This is a genomic window from Bradyrhizobium sp. Ec3.3 (assembly GCF_000472925.1).
Taxonomy (GTDB): domain Bacteria; phylum Pseudomonadota; class Alphaproteobacteria; order Rhizobiales; family Xanthobacteraceae; genus Bradyrhizobium.
Map to the genome: position 1 here is coordinate 100,018 of NZ_AXAS01000033.1, position 17,303 is coordinate 117,320.

18 protein-coding genes and 1 pseudogene are annotated in these 17,303 nt (G+C 62.6%); 7 read left to right on the forward strand and 12 right to left on the reverse strand.

Annotated elements, in window-relative coordinates:
* Nucleotides 1-33: 33 nt before the first annotated feature.
* Entirely contained in the window at nucleotides 34-1,221 is a 1,188-nt protein-coding gene (locus tag YUU_RS0128065; protein WP_027525380.1) for a low temperature requirement protein A, read from the reverse strand.
* 34 nt (nucleotides 1,222-1,255) lie between these two features.
* Nucleotides 1,256-1,492, reverse strand: a complete 237-nt coding sequence (locus YUU_RS0128070; protein ID WP_027525381.1) for a BolA family protein — start codon at nucleotides 1,490-1,492, stop codon at nucleotides 1,256-1,258.
* A 190-nt stretch (nucleotides 1,493-1,682) separates the two neighbouring features.
* On the opposite strand from YUU_RS0128070, the gene YUU_RS0128075 reads away from it, so the two are divergent.
* On the forward strand, nucleotides 1,683-2,042 hold the full coding sequence (locus tag YUU_RS0128075) for a DUF427 domain-containing protein (protein WP_027525382.1): 360 nt from the start codon (nucleotides 1,683-1,685) through the stop codon (nucleotides 2,040-2,042).
* Nucleotides 2,043-2,112: 70 nt separating this feature from the next.
* On the opposite strand, the gene YUU_RS56705 is transcribed toward YUU_RS0128075, so the two are convergent.
* Complete coding sequence (locus YUU_RS56705; protein WP_027525383.1) at nucleotides 2,113-2,286, reverse strand: DUF1328 domain-containing protein; 174 nt, start codon at nucleotides 2,284-2,286, stop codon at nucleotides 2,113-2,115.
* 198 nt (nucleotides 2,287-2,484) lie between these two features.
* On the opposite strand from YUU_RS56705, the gene YUU_RS0128085 reads away from it, so the two are divergent.
* The gene (locus YUU_RS0128085) at nucleotides 2,485-3,672 is read left to right on the forward strand and encodes an acyltransferase (protein ID WP_027525384.1); all 1,188 of its coding nucleotides are present in this window, start codon (nucleotides 2,485-2,487) and stop codon (nucleotides 3,670-3,672) included.
* Between the two features lie 114 nt (nucleotides 3,673-3,786).
* Here the strand turns inward: YUU_RS0128085 and purL are convergent, their stop codons facing one another.
* Nucleotides 3,787-6,000: a phosphoribosylformylglycinamidine synthase subunit PurL gene (gene purL / locus YUU_RS0128090; RefSeq protein WP_027525385.1), complete on the reverse strand. Its 2,214-nt coding sequence runs from the start codon at nucleotides 5,998-6,000 to the stop codon at nucleotides 3,787-3,789.
* A gap of 183 nt (nucleotides 6,001-6,183) precedes the next feature.
* Between purL and YUU_RS0128095 the strand changes: the two genes are divergently transcribed.
* On the forward strand, nucleotides 6,184-6,663 hold the full coding sequence (locus YUU_RS0128095; protein WP_027525386.1) for a PaaI family thioesterase: 480 nt from the start codon (nucleotides 6,184-6,186) through the stop codon (nucleotides 6,661-6,663).
* Here YUU_RS0128095 and YUU_RS0128100 read toward each other — a convergent pair.
* Together YUU_RS0128100 and purQ are read right to left on the reverse strand one after the other, a co-directional pair.
* Nucleotides 6,660-7,397, reverse strand: a complete 738-nt coding sequence (locus YUU_RS0128100) for a tetratricopeptide repeat protein (protein ID WP_027525387.1) — start codon at nucleotides 7,395-7,397, stop codon at nucleotides 6,660-6,662. The two genes, YUU_RS0128095 and YUU_RS0128100, sit on opposite strands and share 4 nt — an antisense overlap.
* A 144-nt stretch (nucleotides 7,398-7,541) precedes the next feature.
* The gene (gene purQ / locus YUU_RS0128105; RefSeq protein ID WP_027525388.1) at nucleotides 7,542-8,243 is read right to left on the reverse strand and encodes a phosphoribosylformylglycinamidine synthase subunit PurQ; all 702 of its coding nucleotides are present in this window, start codon (nucleotides 8,241-8,243) and stop codon (nucleotides 7,542-7,544) included.
* 167 nt (nucleotides 8,244-8,410) lie between these two features.
* On the opposite strand from purQ, the gene YUU_RS0128110 reads away from it, so the two are divergent.
* A complete protein-coding gene (locus YUU_RS0128110) occupies nucleotides 8,411-9,427 on the forward strand; it encodes a magnesium and cobalt transport protein CorA (RefSeq protein WP_027525389.1) in 1,017 nt (338 codons plus the stop codon).
* Between the two features lie 173 nt (nucleotides 9,428-9,600).
* On the opposite strand, the gene purS is transcribed toward YUU_RS0128110, so the two are convergent.
* A complete protein-coding gene (purS, locus tag YUU_RS0128115) occupies nucleotides 9,601-9,840 on the reverse strand; it encodes a phosphoribosylformylglycinamidine synthase subunit PurS (RefSeq protein WP_027525390.1) in 240 nt (79 codons plus the stop codon).
* 14 nt (nucleotides 9,841-9,854) lie between these two features.
* Nucleotides 9,855-10,622: a phosphoribosylaminoimidazolesuccinocarboxamide synthase gene (gene purC / locus YUU_RS0128120; protein ID WP_008974302.1), complete on the reverse strand. Its 768-nt coding sequence runs from the start codon at nucleotides 10,620-10,622 to the stop codon at nucleotides 9,855-9,857.
* 315 nt (nucleotides 10,623-10,937) lie between these two features.
* Between purC and YUU_RS0128125 the strand changes: the two genes are divergently transcribed.
* Nucleotides 10,938-11,261, forward strand: coding sequence for a DUF1476 domain-containing protein (locus YUU_RS0128125; protein WP_027525391.1), 324 nt, complete (start codon nucleotides 10,938-10,940; stop codon nucleotides 11,259-11,261).
* Nucleotides 11,262-11,272: 11 nt separating this feature from the next.
* Here the strand turns inward: YUU_RS0128125 and YUU_RS0128130 are convergent, their stop codons facing one another.
* Nucleotides 11,273-12,247 (reverse strand): LysR family transcriptional regulator, encoded by a 975-nt coding sequence (locus YUU_RS0128130; protein ID WP_035663530.1) that lies wholly within the window; start codon nucleotides 12,245-12,247, stop codon nucleotides 11,273-11,275.
* A 116-nt stretch (nucleotides 12,248-12,363) separates the two neighbouring features.
* On the opposite strand from YUU_RS0128130, the gene YUU_RS51895 reads away from it, so the two are divergent.
* A complete protein-coding gene (locus tag YUU_RS51895) occupies nucleotides 12,364-13,191 on the forward strand; it encodes an oxaloacetate decarboxylase (protein WP_035663512.1) in 828 nt (275 codons plus the stop codon).
* Here the strand turns inward: YUU_RS51895 and cynS are convergent.
* The 3 genes from cynS to YUU_RS0128150 form a co-directional block, all read right to left on the reverse strand.
* Nucleotides 13,178-13,666, reverse strand: a complete 489-nt coding sequence (gene cynS, locus YUU_RS51900) for a cyanase (RefSeq protein ID WP_051389918.1) — start codon at nucleotides 13,664-13,666, stop codon at nucleotides 13,178-13,180. The two genes, YUU_RS51895 and cynS, sit on opposite strands and share 14 nt — an antisense overlap.
* Before the next feature lie 192 nt (nucleotides 13,667-13,858).
* Nucleotides 13,859-15,229 (reverse strand): tyrosine-type recombinase/integrase, encoded by a 1,371-nt coding sequence (locus YUU_RS60380; RefSeq protein ID WP_198031836.1) that lies wholly within the window; start codon nucleotides 15,227-15,229, stop codon nucleotides 13,859-13,861.
* 157 nt (nucleotides 15,230-15,386) lie between these two features.
* On the reverse strand, nucleotides 15,387-16,565 hold the full coding sequence (locus tag YUU_RS0128150) for an aminotransferase class V-fold PLP-dependent enzyme (RefSeq protein ID WP_027525394.1): 1,179 nt from the start codon (nucleotides 16,563-16,565) through the stop codon (nucleotides 15,387-15,389).
* Nucleotides 16,566-17,119: 554 nt separating this feature from the next.
* Between YUU_RS0128150 and YUU_RS56710 the strand changes: the two are divergent.
* Nucleotides 17,120-17,303: pseudogene (locus tag YUU_RS56710) on the forward strand (IS5/IS1182 family transposase); the annotation flags it as partial.

Consider the following 17,303-nt stretch of genomic DNA (forward strand, 5'->3'; position numbering starts at 1 on the left):
CTCGTGGTTAGACGTCCGATCGGCACCCGCGGTTCAATCAGCCTCTTCGGCCTTCGCGCGCAACGACACCGACTCCCACACCGCCACCACGATCAGGATCGCCGTCGTCGCAATCGAGAGCCAGAGCGGCGACAGCTCGCCGCCGAACCAGCCGAGACCAAGCAGCGCGAGGATGCCGACGCCATGCGAGAGCTGGAGGAAGCCGCGGATGGTGTGCTTGAACAGGATGGTGCCGACCAAAAACACCAGGGGACCGCCGACCGTGCTCAAGACCGTTCTGAGATCGGAATGTCCGGTTGGGTGCTTCAGCACGAGCTCATCCGACACGGCGGTCAGGATGATGCCGGCGATGATCGGCATGTGCAGGTAGGTGTAGGCGAGCCGCGCCAGCCGGCCGGACTCGGCTGATTTCGAGATCAGCTCCGAGCCCGCTTCCGCACCTTTGTGGAAATAGATCCACCACATCGCGATGCTGCCGAGGAGAGCTGCAAGAAAGGCGGAGATATTTTCACCGGTCCAGCTCAGTTCGCCAAAGGTCGCGCCGTTGACGACGATCGCCTCGCCGAGCGCGATGATGATGAAGCCGGCGCAGCGCTCGGCCATGTGGCCGCCCTCGACGCTCCAGGCCTCCATCGAGGAAAATCCCAGCTTCGGGACCCAGAAGCGCGCGGCCGGCGAGATGTATTCGAAGGCGACGGCCGCGAGCCAGAACCACAGCCGCGCCTCTCCCTCCGCTAACCCGCCTGCGATCCACAGCACGGCAGAGACGGAAAGCCAGGCCAGGATGCGGATCGCATTATGCCGCACCAAAATCCGGTGCGGCGGCGTTGCGAACAGCCAGAAGGCTGTCCGCCCGACCTGCATGGAGGCATACGCGATCGCAAACCACAGCCCACGCCCCTCGAATGCCGTCGGGATCGAGATCGACAGCACGAGGCCGCCCAGCATCATCAGGAAGAGCAGGACGCGGACCGGCGTCAGCTCGGGGTTCAGCCAGTTGGTGACCCACGCGGTGTAGACCCAGACCCACCACACCGCGAGGAACAGCAGCGTGACCTGGACCGCGCCGAGCGGCGTGAAACGGCCGAGCAGTGTGTGCGAAATCTGCGTGACGGCGTAGACGAAGACGAGATCGAAGAACAGCTCGACATAAGTCACGCGGCTCGGCTGGTCCGGCACGATGACACGAAACATCGCGCCGCGTGGATTGTCCGCAGCCATCGCCTACCCCGCCGGCAAAAAGATCAATTCGACATCAGCTTCCCGGCACGCCGGTCTGCAGCGCCAGCGCGTGAAGCACGCCGCCCATCTGGCCGCGCAGCGACTGATAGACGATCTGGTGCTGCTGGACGCGGGACTTGCCACGGAAAGATTCCGAGATCACGGTCGCGGCATAATGGTCGCCGTCACCGGCGAGGTCCCGGATCGTCACCTCGGCATCGGGGATCGCTGCCTTGATCATCGCCTCGATATCGTGGGCGTCCATTGGCATTCTGCTCTCGCTCCTGTCTTCGCAATTCAGGCCTTCGAATCACTTGCCGGGGTCCCCGGGACCGGCAGGCCCAAACTTAGCGTGAACGGCCTTCTGGGTCACGCTTCCAGCCACTATATTTCCCCCTCAAGCGGGATAAAGGCACGACAAAGTGCCGCGCGCGGCCAATCGACCAAAAAGGCGTGAACTCATGAAGCTTCCGGGCCCCGACCACCCCATCACCATCACTCACAACCCTAGGCGCGTCCGCGTGACGGCGGGCGACGTCGTGATCGCCGACACCGCGAAGGCGCTGACCCTGAAGGAGGGTCGGTATCCGGCCGTCCAATACGTGCCGCGGGAGGATACCAACATGGCCTTGCTCGAGCGGACCGACCGCGTCACCCATTGTCCCTACAAGGGGGACGCCAGCTATTTCAGCGTCAAGGCCAACGGCAAGACGCTGGACAACGCGATCTGGACCTACGAGACGCCGTTCCCCGCCATGACGGAGATCTCCGGCCATCTCGCCTTCTATCCGGACAAGGTGAAAATCGAGGAAGTCGGGTAGTCTCGTCATTCCGGGGCGATACGAAGCATCGAGCTGGTGCTAACGCACCATTCCGAAATGACGAACTCAGCTACGCCCTGAATATCGTGAGCCCCAACACCAGGAGCACCAGGAAGATCACGACGAAGACGTAGAACAGGAAGCGCGCGACGTCGGCGGACGCGGCCGAAATGCCGGTAAAGCCGAGCACGCCGGCCACGATCGAGATCAGGAGGAAGATCAGAGCCCACTTCAAAATCGTCATCGTCCGCTCCGCGAAACCTCCGCGCCGCCGGGAAGGCGGCGGTTGAAAACGTTGCGAGGTCTAAACTTATAGGAGAACGGCCGGTTCCTCCGTGATTGGTGCGGTGCGCTGGCCGAGACCGCGCTGCCAAACAGGCCTTGCTGAATCAGGTTCCCGGCGGCAACATCCGGTTCTGGGAAAGACGCGACCGGGGCGACCATGACAACGATCTCACCTACGGCGACGGCTGGTGCGGACGTCAGCGCAGCTCCCAAGAGCAAGACGCGAAACCTGTCGCTGGATCGGGCGCGTACGTTCCTGACCCTGGTGGTGCTGTTGCACCACGCCGTCATCCCCTACACCTATTTTGGTCACACCGATCCGACCGAGTGGATCGGGTTCGATTTGATCGTGCTCGCCAATGACTCGTTCTTCATGGCGATGTTCTTCTTCCTGTCGGGGCTGTTCGTATGGCCCGGCCTCGGCCACAAGGCGCCGCTGGCCTTCATCCGCGACCGCCTGCTGCGGCTCGGCCTGCCGTTTGCGATCTGTGCGCTGACGCTGATCCCGCTCGCCTATTACGCGCTGGCATTGCAGGGCGGCTCCGATCTCACCTTCCCGGCGTTCTGGTGGAAGACGGTGACGGTCGGCCCGTGGCCAAGCGGTCCGATCTGGTTCGTCTGGGTGCTGCTCGCCTTCGACGTCACCGCGTGCCTGCTCTACCGGGTCTCGTCGACGCTGGTGTTTCCGATCAACCGGGTCTCGCAATCGGGCTTCAAGGAGCCGTGGCAGTTCTGGCTGCTGCTCTGGATCGTCACCGAGATCGCCTACATCCCGATGCTGATCTATTACGGCGTCAATCACTGGTTCGAGTTTGGGCCGTTCTCGGTGCAGGCGAGCCGCGTCCTGCTCTATGCGTCCTACTTCTTCATCGGCGCCGGTGTCGGCTGCGCCGGCATGGCCACCGGCGTGCTGGGTCCGGACGGCCAGTTACCGAAAAGCCGATGGAGCTGGCTGTTCGTCACCCTGCTCCCCTACGCGGGCATGTGGTGCATGATCTTCGTCAAGCGCGAGATCCTGGGCAATCCGCCTCATCTGCCGTGGTGGTACCATTCGATCTACGGCACGTTCTTCGTGCTGTTCTCGGCATCGATCCTGCTGACGATCCTCGCCTTCTTCCTGCATTCGAAAGCACCGGGACCGACCTTGCTCGACCGCATGCAGGGCGAAGCCTACGGCATGTTCCTGGTGCACTACCCGATCGTGCTTTGGATCCAGTATTATCTGTTCGACGTCAGCGTGCCGGCGATCGTCAAGGCGGCGATCGCGTTCGTGCTCACGGTAATCCTGAGCTGGGCCGCCACGGCAGCGCTGCGGAAAATTCCCGGCGCGACAAGGGTCCTATAGAGCAAACTATCGCTCGTCATTGCGAGGAGCGAAGCGACGAAGCAATCCAGACTATCTCCGCGGAGGGATTCTGGATTGCTTCGCTGCGCTCGCAATGACGGAGAAAGTGGCGACTTACGCCACCTTCGCGCCCATGTATTCCGGCAGCCAGCGCTCGAACGCGGTGCGCAGCGTCTCGATCTTGACCGGCGCCTCGCCGACAATCGCGATTGCGTCGCCGCCGGTGGTGCCGATGCGCACGCAGGGCACCTCACAGCCGCGCATCTTTGCAAGCACGAGGCCGGCCTGCGTCTCGGGCACCGTCACGATGTAGCGCGCCTGGTCCTCGCCGAACCAATAGGCGTGCGGCACGAGCGCTGTCGGCGCAGCTAGCAGGCGCGCGCCGATGCCGCTCGCCATCGCCATCTCGGCCAGCGCCACCAGAAGACCGCCATCAGAGAGGTCATGAGCCGCGGTCGCGGTGCCCGCATGGATCATGCCGCGCACGACGTCGCCATTGCGCTTTTCGGCGGCAAGATCGACCGGCGGCGGCGCGCCCTCCTCGCGACCGCAGATGTCGCGTAAGTAGACCGACTGGCCGAGCCAGCCATGGGTCTCGCCGATCAGGAGGATCGCCTCACCCTCGGCCTTGAAGGCGAGCGAAGCGGACTTGGTGAAATCATCGAGCACGCCGACGCCGCCGATCGAGGGCGTCGGCAGGATCGCGCGGCCATTGGTCTCGTTGTAGAGCGAGACGTTGCCGGACACGACCGGGAAATCCAGCGCGCGGCAGGCTTCCGAAATGCCCTTCAGGCAGCCGACGAACTGGCCCATGATCTCGGGCCGCTCCGGATTGCCGAAATTGAGATTGTCGGTGATCGCGAGCGGCTTGCCGCCGACCGCGGTAATGTTGCGCCAGGCTTCGGCCACCGCCTGCTTACCACCCTCGAATGGATCAGCCTCGCAATAGCGCGGCGTCACATCCACCGTCATCGCGAGCCCCTTCGGCCCGTCCTGTACGCGCACGACGGCAGCATCACCGCCGGGGCGCTGCAACGTGTTGCCGAGGATGACGTGGTCGTACTGCTCCCAGACCCAGCGCTTGCTGCACAGCTCGGGCGTGCCGATCAGCTTTTCGAGCGCAGCACCAATGCCCATCGGCGCCGCGACCTCGCGGGCATGCACGACCGGCAGCGCGACGGAGGGGACATGCGGCCGGTCATAGACCGGCGCCTCGTCGCCGAGCTCCTTGATCGGCAGGTCGGCCATGACGTCGCCGCCATGCTTGACCACGAAGCGCTTGGTGGGCGTGGTGTAGCCGACCACGGCGAAATCCAGCCCCCACTTCTTGAAGATCGCCTCGGCCTCTTTCTCCTTCTCGGGCTTGAGCACCATGAGCATGCGCTCCTGACTCTCCGAGAGCATCATCTCGTAGGCGCTCATGCCGGTCTCGCGCGTCGGCACCGCGTCGAGATCGAGATCGACGCCGAGGTCGCCCTTGGCGCCCATCTCGACTGCCGAGCATGTGAGCCCCGCCGCGCCCATGTCCTGGATCGCGATGACGCAGCCCTTTTCCATGATCTCGAGACAGGCCTCGAGCAGCAGCTTCTCGGCAAAGGGATCGCCGACCTGCACGGTGGGACGCTTCTCCTCTGACTTGTCGTCGAACTCGGCCGACGCCATCGAGGCGCCGTGAATGCCGTCGCGCCCCGTCTTGGAGCCCAAATAGACGATCGGCATGTTCACGCCGGAGGCGGCCGCATAGAAGATCTTGTCGGCATCGGCGAGGCCGACAGCCATGGCGTTGACGAGGATGTTGCCGTCATAGCGGGTGTGGAAGCGCACCTGCCCGCCGACCGTCGGCACGCCGAAGGAATTGCCGTAGCCGCCGACGCCGGCGACGACGCCGGAGACGAGGTGCCGCGTCTTGGGATGCTCGGGTGCGCCGAAGCTCAGCGCGTTCAGGCAGGCGATGGGGCGCGCGCCCATGGTGAAGACGTCGCGCAAGATGCCGCCGACGCCGGTGGTCGCACCCTGATAGGGCTCGATGTAGCTCGGGTGGTTGTGGCTCTCCATCTTGAAGACGACAGCCTGCCCGTCGCCGATGTCGATCACGCCGGCATTCTCGCCGGGGCCCTGGATCACCCAGGGCGCCTTCGTCGGCAGGCCGCGCAGATGGATGCGCGAGGACTTGTACGAGCAGTGCTCGTTCCACATCGCCGAGAAGATGCCGAGCTCGGTGAAGGTCGGCTCCCGCCCGATCAGCTTCAGGATGCGCTCATACTCGTCGGGCTTGAGCCCGTGGGCGGCAACGAGTTCGGGGGTGATCTTCGGTTCGTTCTTGAGCATGGATTCGGCGCTTTCGGCGGGGTCTGGCCGTTCTTAGGAACATCCACGGCCTGGGAAAAGCCCTTTAAGGCGCATTTTCCCACTGTCCATAGTTTTGCAGAAGGGGCCCGCGGGAACAGGAATTGCACAGCGCGGACGGATCGGATTTAAGGGCAAAAACCCCTCATTTGAAGGCCCCATTCCTTGCACGAGCCGACCAAAACGACCTCTCCCCACCGCCCCGACCTGCATGTCGCGACCGAGGGGGAATTCAAGGGCTGGCAGACCTGGATTCGCGACAGTTTTGAGAACCATATCGGCCCCTTCTGGCACCGTTTCGAGGAGGACGGCCGTGTCCGCTGCGCCTTTCGGGTCGAGAAAAAGCACCTCAACGGGTCCCAGAACGTTCATGGCGGCTGCTTCATGGCGTTCGCCGATTACTGCCTGTTCGCGATCGGCCGCCATGCGCTGCAGGGGCGGGGCGTGACCGTCAATTTTGGCTGCGAATTCCTCGATGCGGGGCACGAGGGCGAGCTGATCGAATGCACCGGCGAGGTCACCCGGGCCGGCGGCTCCCTGATCTTCCTGCGCGGGGAGATGATGGCCGGCGAGCGCAGGCTGTTCACCTTCTCCGGCACGATCAAGCGGGTGAAGCGGAAGGCGCCACCGCCGACCGGCGCTTAGGTCGAGAGCTGCTTCTCGGCGATCGAGAGCCACTCGGCCTGCGCATTGCGCAGATATTTTGGTGCGCGGCGCATCTGGATCAGGAGCTCGTTGAAGATCACCCGCGCTTCCGCGGTGCGGCCGACCATTTGCAGCAGCATGCCGTAGCGCACCCGCGCCTCGGCACCGGGGAAGTAGGACGACACGGCGTGATATTCCTCGAGCGCCTCGTCAAGGCGTCCGACCTCGGCGAGCGCGCGAGCGTACAGCAGATGCGCTTCGGCCGAGTCGTACTCCGGCCACTGCTTCTGGAGATCGTCGAGGGTGGCCAGCGCATCGGCCGGACGATTGCCTGAAAATTCCGCCTGCGCCTTGCCGAGCGCATAGACAGGGTCGTTGCCCATCGGCAGCTTCAGGATGTGATCGTAGTGCCGTTCGGCCTCGCCGAACCGCGCGATCTTCACGCATTCCTCGGCAAGCGCGGCGCGATTGGCGATGGTGTCGGTCGCGGCGAGACGGTCCTGCAATTCGCGATAGCGCTTTTCCGGATCGAGCCGGTTGGCGAAGCTTTGGCGGGCCTGTCGCGCCTGCGGGCTCGAGAACCATTCGGGAATGAGCTCGACGATGATGTAGGCCAGCGAGCCGACCAGCGGCACCATCAGGATGATGAACGCCCAAGGCCGCAACCGCCCGGTGCGCGCCGCGTGCCAGATGAGCGTGATCTCGAGCAACAGGACGATCAGGGCAACGGGCATGCGAAATCCGACGTGCGTATCAATGGCGCTGACACCCTTGATAGCATGCCAACGCGATGAGACAATCCAAAGTTGTTCGGATCGCGCGGGTCTTCGCGCGCGTTCGAACAATCCTCCGTCAGTCGCGATGTCGCGTGATGAGGTTCACGCCGCGCGGTCGAGATGCGCGACGAGGCCGGCGAACAGGCCGCGCCCGTCGGTGCAGCCCATGATGTCTTCGACGTGGTTTTCCGGATGCGGCATCATGCCGAGCACGTTGCCCTTGTCGTTGACGATGCCGGCGATGGAATGCGCCGCGCCGTTGATGTTGTGGGCCTCGTCGACGACACCTTCGGCCGAGCAGTAGCGATAGAGCACCCGCCCCTCGCCTTCGAGCCGCTTGATGGTTTCCTCATCCGCCTCGTAATTGCCCTCGCCATGGGCGACCGGCACGCGGATCACCTGGCCGGCATTGTAGCCGCGGGTGAACGGCGTATCGGAGCGTTCGACGCGCAGATGCACGTCGTGACAGATGAACTTGAGCCGCGCATTGCGCATCAGCACGCCCGGCAAGAGGCCGGACTCGCAGAGGATCTGGAAACCGTTGCAGACGCCGAGCACGAGGCCACCCTTGGCCGCATAGTTGCGCACCGCATCCATCACCGGCGCGCGCGCCGCGATGGCGCCACAGCGCAGGTAATCACCATAGGAGAAGCCGCCGGGCACCACGACCAGATCAGTTCCTGCCGGAAGCGACGTCTCGGCGTGCCAGACCATCGCCGGCTCGTGTCCCGAGATCAGCTTCAGCGCACGCGCCATGTCGCGCTCGCGATTGATTCCGGGAAAGACGAGGATGGCGGCTTTCATGGCTTTGAGTTCCGAAGCGAGGAATGGAATCGGGCTGGCCAATGGCCAAATCGTGAGGAGACATAACCATTTGACGCGGATTTTACCAGTGCTAGCCTCACTTGGCCGCTTTGTGCACAGGCCATAGCCCGCCCTTTGGCCGAACGATTTTGCCCGGGATTGAAGCCATGAACGTCCCGTCGTCGCCCACCTCCCCAGCCGAACCGGTCTCCACCGAGGGCGTCGTTGCGGCCGGCGCCTATGTCGACGGCCGGCGCGTCGCCAACATCGCGATCAGCGAAGCCTCGAGCTGGCGGGCAAAGCCAGACCACGTCGTCTGGATCGGGCTGCATGAGCCGGGCATCGCGCTGCTCAGCGCGGTACAGAAGCAATTCGACCTGCACGAGCTCGCGATCGAGGATGCCAACCACGCCCATCAGCGGCCGAAGATCGAGCAATATGGCGAGGCCCTGTTCATCGTGGCGCGGACGGCGCAACTCTTCGAGGGCCGGATCGTGTTCGGCGAGACGCACATCTTCGTCGGCGACGGCTATCTCGTGACCGTCCGTCACGGCGCTTCGACCTCCTATACGGCGGTGCGCGAACGTTGCGAGAGCTGCCCACGGGCGCTGGCGCGCGGCGAGGACTACATCCTCTATGCCATCCTCGATTTCATCGTCGACAACTACTCCCCCGTGCTCGAAAGCATTCACGATGAGGTCGAGGGGATCGAGGACGACGTGCTCTCGAAGCCGATCAGCAAGCCGCAGATCGAGCGGCTCTACATGCTGCGCCGCGACCTGCTGCGGCTGCGCAATGCTATCGGCCCTCTGGTGGAAGTCTGCCGCCGGCTGGAGCACGACGAGTTGTCGATGGTCCGCCCGACCATGCAGCCGCTGTTCCGCGACGTCACCGACCACGTCAGGAATATCCAGGAGCGCATCGATTCCATGCGCGAGGTGCTCGCCTTCGCGTTTGAAGCAAGCCTCTTGGTCGGCCAGGCGCAGGAGACGGCGGTTTCCAAGAAGCTCGCCTCGTGGCTCGCGATCCTCGCCATCCCCACCGCGCTTGCCGGCATCTACGGCATGAACTTCAAGAACATGCCGGAGCTGCAATGGGAGTACGGCTATTACGCCCTGCTCAGCGTGATGCTGATTTCATGCAGCGCGCTCTACTGGCGCTTCCGCCGCGCCGGGTGGCTCTAGGCGAAAGCTCTCAGCCCACAAAGTGCGACCCCTCGCGCGCCCTTCGCGCGCGTCTCGAAGGATGAAGGCCGAGGCGTGAGAGCCGGGCCTGCATGGTTCTCGCGGCGATGCGGAGCATCGTCCGCTAGACGGCGCGTGCGCGCCTCCTCACCATGAGGGTCTACAGGGCAGACTCACACAATCTCGACGCGATAATTCTCGATCACGGTGTTCGCCAGAAGCTTGTCGGCAGCTTCCTTCAGCGTGGCTTCGGCCTTGGCCTTGTCCGCGCCGGCGAGCTCGATGTCGAACACCTTGCCCTGACGGACGCTGGCAACGCCGTCGACGCCGAGCGATTTCAGCGCGCCTTCGATGGCCTTGCCCTGCGGATCCAGAATGCCCGTCTTCAGGGTAACGGTGACACGTGCCTTCACGTCGATAATCCCTCTCAGCTCTTCACCAGCACCGGGCCCGAGCCCGCCGGACGCTCGTTCTCCATGAGGATGCCGAGGCGCTTTGCAACTTCGGTATAGGCCTCGAGCAGGCCGCCGAGGTCCCTGCGGAAGCGGTCCTTGTCGAGCTTCTCGTTCGACTTGATGTCCCAGAGCCGGCAGGAGTCCGGCGAAATCTCGTCAGCGACGATGATGCGCATCATCTCGTTCTCGAACAGGCGGCCGCATTCCATCTTGAAGTCGACGAGGCGGATGCCGATGCCGAGGAAGAGGCCGGTCAGGAAGTCGTTGACGCGGATGGCGAGCGCCATGATGTCGTCGATCTCCTGCGGCGTCGCCCAGCCGAAGGCGGTGATGTGCTCTTCCGACACCATCGGGTCGTTGAGCTGGTCGTTCTTGTAGTAGAATTCGATGATCGAGCGCGGCAGCTGCGTGCCCTCCTCGATGCCGAGCCGCTGCGACAGCGAGCCAGCGGCGACGTTCCGCACCACCACCTCGAGCGGCACGATCTCGACCTCACGGATCAACTGCTCGCGCATGTTGAGGCGGCGAATGAAATGGGTCGGCACCCCGATGTCGTTGAGGTGCTGAAACAGGTACTCCGAGATCCGGTTGTTGAGGACACCCTTGCCCTCGATCACCTGGTGCTTCTTCGCATTGAACGCGGTGGCGTCGTCCTTGAAGTGCTGGATCAGGGTGCCGGGCTCGGGACCTTCGTAAAGAACCTTTGCCTTGCCTTCATAAATGCGACGCCGACGGCTCATGGGGATGTACCGTGTTTTGTTAAAATCCATGAATTTGGTGTGCTCCGGTTGACAAGTATTAGGACCCACAGCGGAGCTGCCGTGAACGGCCCGGAACCCATAGAAACAGAACAGGAACCAAACCTTTAGGCAACCTATCCGATTGGCTGTCCCAGCACAATCGATCCGGCTCTTCCGGCACCAACTTATACCGTCTTGCCTGCGGCTTAACGGCTCATTGGTCTGCCGATTCGTGCCCCTTATGTAGGCATCGGCCGGGGTCACCGCAACGCGGCGTCACGGCCGGATTCAGCCAGGGAATTGGAACGGAAAAGCATGACCACTTTCGACAAGCGCGAGGAAGGATTCGAGAAGAAATTCGCCCTCGACGAGGAGCAGAAATTCAAGGCCGAGGCCCGCCGCAACCGGATGCTCGGCCTGTGGGCCGCCGAGAAGCTCGGCATCACGGGCGATGCCGCCACGGCTTATGCCAAGGAGGTGGTCGCAGCCGATTTCGAGGAAGCCGGCGACGGTGACGTCCTACGCAAGGTTTTGGGCGACTTGACCTCCAAGGGCGTCGCGACCACCGAGCAAGCGATTCGCGCCAAAATGACCGAGCTGCTGGCCGCGGCGGCAACCGAGGTCAAGGCCGGGAAATAAGCGAACGCCGTCTATGCAGCGCGCCGGCGCGCACGCGTTTTGCGCGCCGTGCGACGTTTCCGCGGACGCCCGGCCACCACGGCACCGACAGCGCTGTAGTCACGCCGGATCGCCTCCAGCAATTGCCGCGCGGCCATGCTCAAAAATCCGCTGCGCCGGGTAACGACAACCACATCGTGGCTTGCCGAGAGATCGCCGACGGCAATCGTCGACATGGTGCCCGAGACCATCTCCTCGGCCACATGGCTTTGCGCGAGCAGCGCAAGACCGAAGCCCGATTCGACGAGGCGCTTCTGTGCCGTGAGGCTGTCGACTGGCGTCCATTCCACCTCGCCCAATCCTTGCGTGAGAAACAACGCAAAGACGTGGGAGGCCGCAATCTCGCGGCGCCCGGGTATCTCGGGAAACGCGATCCAGCGTTGCTCGCGAAGCTCGGCGAGACGTCTGACCCGCTCGCCGGCGAGCGGATGATCGGGCGCGCACACGACTTGCAGCCGCTCGGTCAGGATCGGCTCGCAAGCAAGGTCCGCCGACCGATCGACATTGTAGCGCAGCCCGATCGTCGCCTCGCCGCGGCGGATGAGATCGCTGACCTCAGTGCTGGTGGCGGTGCGAAGCGTGAGCGCGACGTCCGGCTGCGCTCTCGCAAATCCCTTCATGATCTCCGAGAGGCGGCTGTCGGCGAGCGTGCCGGTCACGGCGAGCGAGACGGGTCCTGAATTCTGTTTCGTGAGCGCGCGTATCGCCTGTTCCGCATCCTGCGCGGCCGCGACGGCGCGCTCGGCATAGGGGACCAGCACGCGCCCGGCATCGCTCAGCAGCGTCCGACCCGCGATCCGCTCGAACAGGGGCACGCCGAGCTCCTGCTCCAGCAGAGCAATGCGGCGCGAAATCGCCGGCTGCGAGCGATGCAGCACCTTGGCCGCATTCGAGATCCCTCCCCTGCGGTGAACGGTCAGGAACGTATCGAGGGCATCGCTGTCCATCACGGACACCTCATGCAAAAAGCTGATGATGTTAAGAGAAATAACAAATTTGGCGAATGGCGGAAATACTCCTATCGCTGGTGTCCGAACAGACACCACGACACGGGAAGCGAGCCATGACGAGCCAATTGGAGAAGGCAAAGACATTTCGAGCCCTGCACGAGCGGCCCGGCGCCTTCATCATTCCAAACCCTTGGGATGCCGGTACCGCAAAACTGCTCGCAGCCATGGGATTCGAGGCGCTCGCAACCACCAGCCTCGGGCTTGCCAACATGCTCGGCAGCTCGACCGTCAGCCTGGATGGCATCCTCGACAATTGCCGCGCGATTGCCGCGGCGACCGACCTGCCGGTCAGCGTCGATCTCGAGAACTGCGGCGCGCATGAGCCGAAACGTGCGGCCGAGGCGATCCGGCGCGCGGCCGAGGCCGGCGCGGTCGGCGGCTCAATCGAGGATTTCACGGGCGATCGGGCGCGGCCGATCTATGATTTCTCTCTCGCGCTCGAGCGTGTCCAGGCCGCGGTGGAGACGGCCCGCTCGCTGTCGATCCCGTTCACGTTGACCGCGCGTGCCGAAAACCTGCTGCACGGGCGCAATGATCTCGACGACACCATCAAGCGCCTGAGGGCGTTCGAGGCCGCAGGGGCCGACGTGCTCTATGCACCCGGCGTTTACGACCTCGCGACGATCAAGACGGTCGTCTCGTCGCTGACAAAGCCCTTCAACCTGGTGATGGGCTTTGCCGACCCGATGCTGACGCTCGCGCAATTGTCGGAGGCCGGCGTCAAGCGCATCAGCGTCGGGGGCGCCATGTCGCGATTTGCGCTCGCAGCCTTCCTGCGCAGCGCGCGCGAGATGAAGGAGAACGGATCCTTCACCTACGTTCGCGAGATGGCGCCGATCAAGGAGCTCCGCGACGCCTTCGCCGCGGTCACTCCTCCTTGAAGCCGTACTCCGGCACGTTGCCGCTCGCGCCGTAATATTTGTACGGCAGGAATTTCCCGCTCATGGTGATCTTGACGCGGTCGCCCTTGGGATTGGCAACGCGCTCGATCGCCATGTCGAAATCGATCGCCGACATGATACCGTCGCCGAACTCCTCCTCGATCAGGGCCTTCCAGGCCGGACCGTTGACCATCACCATCTCGTAGAAGCGGTAAATCAGGGGATCAGTCGGCGGCATCGGCGTGCCGGTGCCGCGCATCGGCACCTCGTTGAGCATGGCGGTCTCGGATTTCGACAGACCGAACAGCTCACCGGCATTGGCGGCCTGCGGCTTGGTCAATTTCATCTGGCCCATGATCGCGCCGACGATCAGCACCTCCGAATAGCCGCCGATCGTCTCGCAGATGTATTTCCAGCTCCAGCCCTTCTCGCGCTTGATGTCGAGCAGCTTTTCGGTGAGGTCGGAACGCTTCATGTCGGGGTCTCCCTTGGCTAATGATTGCGTCGCGTCATTCTGCTCCCTTCCGGGAAGCGGAGAGACGCAACGTCATTTCGTATCGCGCTGGGTTGCACGAAGCGTGCCATAATGCCGTAACCCTGATTATGCCGCATGACGTCCGTTAGAGGTTGGTTCTCCTAGCTTCGGCCATGCGGCAGTTCGGCATAATCAGAGCGCCTCAAGGAACGAGAGGAGCTGGTCGTCCGGTCTGAACCGGCTTGAGGGGGTGTCCGGGGCGGTAACGCGGGCGAGCGCCTTCTCCTTCAGCCTCATGTCGGCATGGATGTAGACCTGGGTGGTCTCGACGTTTTCGTGACCGAGCCAGAGTGCGATCACCGCTGGGTCGACACCGTGATGGAGCAGGTCCATCGCAGTGCTGTGACGAAGAGTATGGGGCGTGACCCGCTTGGTTCCGATACTTGGGCACATCCTCGATGCAGTCAGGCTGTGCTTGCGGACAAGATGCTCGAGAGCGTCGCGGCTCAAAATTTCGCCACGGAGCGAGGGGAAGAGCGGTTTGCTCTCCTTGTTGTCGCCGATCCAACTCGCCAGGAGCTTGGCCGTCTCGCGGCGAAGCGGAGTGGCACGTTCTTTCCGCCCCTTGCCCATGCAACGGATATGGGCGCCGGTTCCGAGCACCACATCGCCGCATCTGAGGCCGACTAGTTCGGAAGCCCGCAGACCCGTCTGCACAGCAAGCAGAAGCAGCGCATGGTCACGACGTCCGGTCCACGTCGTGCGGTCCGGCGCCGCCAGCAGGGCCGCGATCTCTTCTCCGTCGAGGAACGTCACCGCACGCCGCACATAGCGCTTATTCGGCATGGCGAGGATGCGCTGGCAATGCAGCAACCAGGTCGGATCGCTCATGGCGAGGTACCGGAAGAACGATCGGATCGCGGCCAACCGGGTGTTGCGGCTACGCGCGCTGTTGCCGCGTGCAGTCTCGGTGTGAACGAGGAAGTCGGCGACGAGATCGGCATCAAGATATTGGAGGAAGGTGCGGACATGGGTCGTAATTGTTTTGTCGCGACGTGCGCCTGCGAGCACGTGTTCGATGAAGCCAATTGCATCGGCTGGACGCAAGCTAGCCAAATCGATCATCATCTCGCCGAAGCAATAGTCAAGGAACCGGTTCGCAAAGCGCAGCGTGTGGTAGATTGTCCGCGGGCTGAGGCCCCGCTGCTTGACGAGATAGGTCTCGAAGCTGCTCAGTAATTTGGCCCGCTCCGCCTGAGCAGGTGTCAGCGGCGGGATAGCGGCCACGCCAATTTCGACCAGGTGCGCGACGAAGCGCCGAACAAGATTGTAAACCTTGATGGTGCATTTTGGGGCGGTTGGTACGCGCTGCGCCAACTCAGCAGCAAGGTTTGGTGTCAGTGAGGATGGCGCAATACCCTCAGCGTCGAGCAGGCGTCTAAAGCGACGCAGCAGGCAGCGGTAATTCGCGAGAGTATCGGGCTTATAGTTATTGGAGGAAAGACTTTCCTCGAATGATGCCAAGTACGGGTCGAAGCAGGTGGCTTGATCGGATATGTGCATTCTTGTGCTCCATGGTTTTGGAGCGACAACTTCACGTTAAATCCGTATCTGTTTTCCGACTTTTTGCTCTCCCTCCAAAGCCCATCGGCAAGAAACGACCCCATCTCAGAAGTTCACAGTGGAAAGCTGAGTTGCCAAAAGCAGCCATCACCCTCCATCAAGTGGGAATAAGGCTGGACACTATTTCCACGAAACGTTCGATCTCCTTTTCCGTGTTGAAGTAGTGCACGGAGGCGCGAACCAGCGAGGAGAGCCCCCGCCCGCCAAGATCAAGCCGGGCATAGGGCACGCCGGACACCGAGACGTTGATCTGCTGGGCTCTCAGGTGCTCGGCAATGTTCTGCGGTTCGAGACCTTGCTTCTGGAAGGTGACGATGCCGCACTTCGTCCGCCCGAGGTCATGAACGGAAACACCCGTCTCACCGCAAAGAGCATCCCGAAGCGCGGCGGCCAAGGACGACACGCGCTGTTCGATCACCGCGATGCCGATGCTCCGCGCATATCGGACAGCAGTCATGAGACCGACGCGGCCGCCGACATAGCTTTCCCAGTTCTCGAAACGCTTTGCGCCCGCCGCCAGCTCGTACTGATCATTGGTCGTCCAGTTGGCCGACAGAAGGTCGATAAATGGCGGGTCGAGTTTTTCGACAATGGCGTTGCTGACATAGAGAAAGCCGGTGCCGCGCGGCCCCCGCAGAAATTTGCGGCCGGTGCCGGAAAGGATGTCGCAACCAATGGCCTTCACATCCACCTCAAGCTGGCCGACTGACTGGCATGCATCAAGCAGGTACAGGATGTTGTGCTTCTTGGCGACTTGGCCAACTGCGGCTGCCGGGTTCACCAGCCCACCCTGTGTTGGGACATGCGTGATGGCGATAAGCTTTGTGGCGGGCCTGATCAGAGTTTCGAGCGCAGCGACATCGAGTTGTCCGCTCTCGTCGGAAGGCGCTATGTCAATCTCGATCCCACGTCTTTTGGCCTGATGCAGAAATGCCAGGAAGTTCGACGCATATTCTGAACCGTGTGTAATGACCCGGTCGCCCGATTGGAGGGGGAGAGCATAGAACGCCATATCCCACGCACGAGTGGCGTTTTCGACAAAGGCGATTTCATCCGGCCTGGCATTCAAAAGGGCCGCGAATTCGCTGTAAAATGCCTGCAAATCGTCTGCTAGGCGCCGCTCGGCTTCGTAGCCGCCCACGCCGTTTTCTAGATCCAACACGCCCTTGACCGCCTCGTAGACCTGACGAGGCATTAATGAAGCCCCCGCATTGTTAAAATGCAGCACTTGCTCGCAAGCGGGGGTATCCGCCCTCACCTTGTCGATATCGATCATGTGGCAAACTCCCTCGAAGATGACGGCACATTTAGTAGCCCACGTTTGGCTCATCAAGCCGGGAAGCTCCCGGTTGGAACAGTGCAAAGCAATTGAGCGTAATGGCTGCTCTTGCCAACAAAACTCAAAAACACGACCGTCAGCTTCCCACCCCATTTCTGCCGGGTTAGAGGCGACCGAACTCGCTGTGCGTAATAAATCCGATTATGCCGAGCTGACGAACGGCCAGAACCCGCTCTGACAGCCGCCAACGTTGGTCATCGGCATAATTCGGGTTACGGCATTATGCGCCTTATGCCGATATCGGCATAAGGGGCAATGGATTGGGCACCGACGCTGTAGGGTGGGCAAAGTGTACGCCTTCGTTCGAAGAACGAAGGCGGGAGCGTGCCCACCTCGTCTGCTTCGCCCCGGTGATAGAAGTGGTGGGCACGCCTCTGCCCTCGCTCTTCGAGCGACGGCCGAGGCTTTGCCCACCCTACGAGGCTGTGACTCTTTTCGTATCGAGCGTCAGGTGGATATGATTCTCTAAGCAGATTGATTTGCTGGAGAGAATGATGGCTGACGATAGACTTTTTGGCGAGTTGCCGGAACAGTCGGCGCCACGAACCGAAGCAGTGCCGCGGGGAGCACCTCGGCTGCGTGAGCCCTTGCGCGACCAGGTCGAATTGCGGGCGGTCGATATCGACAGCCTGATCGGGCAGGATCATCCTGTGCGGGTAATCTGGGCCTATGTTG